This window comes from Campylobacter sp. 2018MI13, from assembly GCF_018501135.1.
Lineage (GTDB): Bacteria > Campylobacterota > Campylobacteria > Campylobacterales > Campylobacteraceae > Campylobacter_E.
Genome location: NZ_JAHCZC010000125.1, coordinates 1 through 2570, shown reverse-complemented (window position 1 = coordinate 2570; position 2570 = coordinate 1). Strand labels below are relative to the sequence as shown.

The window sequence follows — 2570 nt, the reverse complement described above, 5'->3', positions numbered from 1 at the left end:
TAATTTATATTGCAAAAGATAAAGAAATAAATCTATATAAATACAAAAGATTTTTATGTAAAAAATTCAATATTTATATTCCAAAAATGCTTAGTGATAATAGTTTAGCTTTTAATAAATTAAGGTTTCCATTAAGTGAAGTTAGATTTAAAATAAAAGAAAGCTCAAGTAAGATTGAAAATATTAAAATTGATATTGCAATTATACCTGTTTTAGGAATTGATAAGGATTTTAGAAGAGTAGGTTTTGGCAAAGGATTTTACGATAGAACTTTTTCTAAAATTGATTATGATTTATTAATTATTTTTATTCAAAATATAAAATCCGTTACTAAAAACAAAATTTGTTTAAAATCGGATATTCAAGGCGATTTTTATATCGCAAATGGTAAAACAATAAAAAGAAAGAGAAGTTATGACATTAGTTGAAATTATATCGTTATTAGCGGTATTTATTCTAGGAGGAGCATTAGGGGTTTTAGTAGCCAAAAGAATACACGAAGCTCATTTTAAAATTCACGAAGAACAAGCAAAAGCAAAAGCAAAAGTGATTGAATATGAAGCTGAAAAAATACTAAGAAATGCTGATAAAGTTCTAGAAAATGCCAAAGCAAGTGAGGGTAAGATTGAGTTGAGTTATAAAAAATCTTATGATGAAAAGATTTTAGAACTTCAAAAAGAACACGATAAGAAAATTCTAGAAATTGAGAAAAAAGAGCAAATTCTAGCAATAAACGAACAAAAATTAGATGAATTTAAAGCAAGTATTGTAAAAAGCGAGCAAGCTGCAAATGAATTGATGGAAGAAGCAAATATGCTTAAAAAATCTTGCGAAGCAAAAATGCAAGAATTATTAAGCAGTATTGAAAATATAAGTGGTTTAACTCAAAGCGAAGCAAGAGAATTAGTAATAAATCAAGCTAAAGAAGATGCAAGAGATGAAATCGCTCATATCGTAAGAAAATGCGAAGAAGAAGCAAAATCTCAAGCAAAGGCAAAAGCAGGATATATCCTAGCACAAGCTACTACTAGATTTGCAGGTGAATATGCAAGTGAGAGATTAATTAGCGTAATAAATCTTAAAAGCGATGATTTAAAAGGAAGAATTATTGGTAAAGAAGGAAGAAATATAAAAACACTTGAAATGGTTTTAGGTGTTGATGTAATTATTGATGATACTCCAAACGCAATTATTATTAGCTCATTTAATGTTTTACGCCGTGCAATTGCTAAAAAAGTAATTGATTTATTAATAGATGATGGAAGAATTCAGCCAGCTAGAATTGAAGAATTACACGAAAGAGTTTCAAAAGAATTTGAAGAAGAAATGTTTAATGAAGGTCAAAATATCATAATGGATTTAGGACTTACAAAAATGGCTCCTGAATTAGTAAAATTAATTGGCCGTTTAAAATATCGTGCAAGTTACGGACAAAATGCATTAGCACATAGCTTAGAAGTTGCACATTTAGCAGGAATTATCGCAGCTGAATGTGGTGGTAATACAAGACTTGCAAGGCGTGCTGGAATTTTACATGATATTGGCAAGGCTTTAACTCACGAATATGAAGGTAGCCATGTTGATTTAGGTGCTATGGTTTGTGAAAGGCACAAAGAGCATCCTGTGGTATTAAACGCTATTTTTGCTCATCACGGGCATGAAGATGCTTTAAGTATTGAAGCTGCTGCAGTTTGCACGGCTGATGTTTTAAGTGCGGCAAGACCAGGTGCTAGAAGAGAAGTTTTAGAAGCGTTTTTAAAGCGTGTTAGTGAGCTTGAAGCTATTGCAAAACAACATTCTCAAGTTAAAAAAGCTTATGCAATTAATGCTGGTCGTGAAATTAGAGTTATTGTAAATGCTAAGCTAATTAATGATGATGAAAGTGTTCTTTTAGCTAAAGAAATAGCTAGTGAAATAACAAGCAGCTTACAATTTCCAGGAGAAATTAAAGTAAATGTTATCCGTGAAACTAGAGCTGTGGAGCTAGCGAAATAATGCAAGAATTTATAGAAAAATTTGTAGAATACGGATATATTTTAGTATTTTTATACTCTTTAGGCGGCGGTATGTTAGCACTGCTTGCCTTAGGAGTGTTTGCAAGTGCTTATAATGTAAATCCTTATATTAGTATTTTAGTAGCTTTTGTAGGTAATTTTCTAGGCTCATCGGCTTTATTTTATTTTACTAGAGCTAGTAAAAAAGACTTTCAAAAACATCTTGTAAAGCATAAAAGAAAACTAGCTCTTTTAGTAGTTTTATTTAGAAAAAATGGCTTTATTTTTACTTTAGTTTGTAAGTTTGTTTATGGGCTTAAAACCTTAGGTCCAATAGCAGCTGAGATTTCAAAATTAAGCTTTTTTAGATTTAGTATTTATAATCTAATTTCTTGTTTTATTTGGGCTATTGTGGTGTTTTATGCTGCGTTTTATTTAGGAGATAGCTTGGCTAAAACTTTTGATGAATATTCATCTTATATGCCAATTATTTTACTTGTTTTATTGATTGTAATTTTCACATATTTAAAAATAAAAGCGAAGAAATGAAGAGCAAAAAATTATTAAATATTAGAT

3 protein-coding genes are annotated in these 2570 nt (G+C 29.7%); all 3 read left to right on the top strand.

What is annotated here, in order from left to right:
* A partial coding sequence (locus KJQ99_RS09125; RefSeq protein WP_214150624.1) for a 5-formyltetrahydrofolate cyclo-ligase occupies positions 1–428 on the top strand: 428 nt, incomplete at its 5' end.
* Complete coding sequence (gene rny / locus KJQ99_RS09120) at positions 415–1995, top strand: ribonuclease Y (RefSeq protein WP_214115917.1); 1581 nt, start codon at positions 415–417, stop codon at positions 1993–1995. The genes KJQ99_RS09125 and rny, both read left to right, overlap by 14 nt.
* Positions 1995–2543, top strand: a complete 549-nt coding sequence (locus KJQ99_RS09115) for a DedA family protein (protein WP_214115909.1) — start codon at positions 1995–1997, stop codon at positions 2541–2543. Before rny ends, KJQ99_RS09115 begins: the two co-directional genes overlap by 1 nt.
* Positions 2544–2570 lie beyond the last annotated feature (27 nt).

Excerpts from the sequence above, each read along its gene's own strand:
- KJQ99_RS09115 (WP_214115909.1), top strand. The coding sequence starts at position 1,995 with ATGCAAGAATTTATAGAAAAATTTGTAGAATACGGATATATTTTAGTA.
- rny (WP_214115917.1), top strand. The coding sequence starts at position 415 with ATGACATTAGTTGAAATTATATCGTTATTAGCGGTATTTATTCTAGGA.